General features: G+C 42.9%; 2 protein-coding genes. One reads left to right on the forward strand and one right to left on the reverse strand.

Going from position 1 to position 1,168, the window contains the following annotated elements; all coding sequences use genetic code 11:
* Positions 1-121: 121 nt before the first annotated feature.
* Positions 122-526, reverse strand: a complete 405-nt coding sequence (gene mutT, locus PX482_RS17725; protein ID WP_288026787.1) for an 8-oxo-dGTP diphosphatase MutT — start codon at positions 524-526, stop codon at positions 122-124.
* A 103-nt stretch (positions 527-629) separates the two neighbouring features.
* Here mutT and PX482_RS17730 point away from each other — a divergent pair, with 103 nt between their 5' ends.
* Complete coding sequence (locus PX482_RS17730) at positions 630-953, forward strand: 30S ribosomal protein PSRP-3 (protein WP_002760450.1); 324 nt, start codon at positions 630-632, stop codon at positions 951-953.
* The last annotated feature ends 215 nt before the right edge of the window (positions 954-1,168 follow it).

A 1,168-nucleotide genomic window follows, 5' to 3' on the forward strand; every position in this document is an offset into this window, starting at 1 on the left:
AAGGCCGAATTTGAATTCTTTTCTGAACAAAACCCCCTACTATCTGTTGTCAAGGTTCAGTTTTTAGCTTGGTTATCGCTTTTTCCATTGTAGCTTAAAGCCGTCCTAAAAGGACGGGGTTTTAACCCAAATTTTCGATAATCTCTTGATTGGCCGCGGGGAAAGTGTAATGATTTAGCTCCTCGATAGTTACCCAGCGGATTTCTTCACATTCGATCGCTCTCGCTTCGCCGCTGAGATAACGACAGTTATATACTTGTAGATTAACCCGAAAATGACTATAGGTGTGATCGATGGTGATTAAATGACTATCCACTGCGATTTCAATGCCAATTTCTTCTAATACCTCCCGTTTAATACATTCTTGTACCGTTTCATTGCCTTCGATTTTGCCACCGGGGAATTCCCAAAAACCGCCCAAGAGTCCCTTGGCTAGACGGCGATCAATTAAAATTAAATCTCGATCATCTCTAATTACGGCCACACCGATTTGTTTACAGGGTAAAGAGTCTGTTTCTGGAATCATAGCGGTTATTAGCGAAAAAACAGCAAAAAATAGTTAAAAACTGACTGCGGAAAATTGAGTCAAAAGATGATATAATCGAGAATTGTACGATTAACGATTAACAATGACAGTCAGTTCCGAATCAAAGTTTATTTTAAAAGTATTGTGGTTAGATCAGAACGTAGCGATCGCTGTGGATCAGGTGGTCGGCAAAGGAACTAGCCCCCTCACCGCTTATTTTTTCTGGCCGCGCAATGATGCTTGGCAACAACTGCAAGAGGAGTTAGAAGCAAAACACTGGATTGATGAGTCCGATCGCGTTGATGTTCTCAACAAAGCCACAGAAGTAATTAATTTTTGGCAAGAGTTACGCAATCAAGGCCGACAAATCCCCATGGCCGATGCACAGTTAAAATTCCCCGAAGTTGTGTTTAGTGGTAGCAATTAATTTATCGAAAAAATCGGGTCTAAAACCTCGCCTTAAGGCGAAAAGTTTTTGGAGCGGGGCATAAATCCCCGTTACAAAAACGGCCTCCTGCCCCCTGCCTCCGCTAAGTCCGACTACTTAGGGTTTGCTGAAAAAGTTTTTCCTAGGGGCAGGGTGTAGGGTGTGGGGTGTGGGGTGTGGGGTTTTACCGATTTTGAGGGGGTCAATTACCTAAT

The sequence above is a fragment of the Microcystis sp. M53602_WE12 genome (genome assembly GCF_030065455.1).
Classification (GTDB): Bacteria; Cyanobacteriota; Cyanobacteriia; order Cyanobacteriales; family Microcystaceae; genus Microcystis; species Microcystis aeruginosa.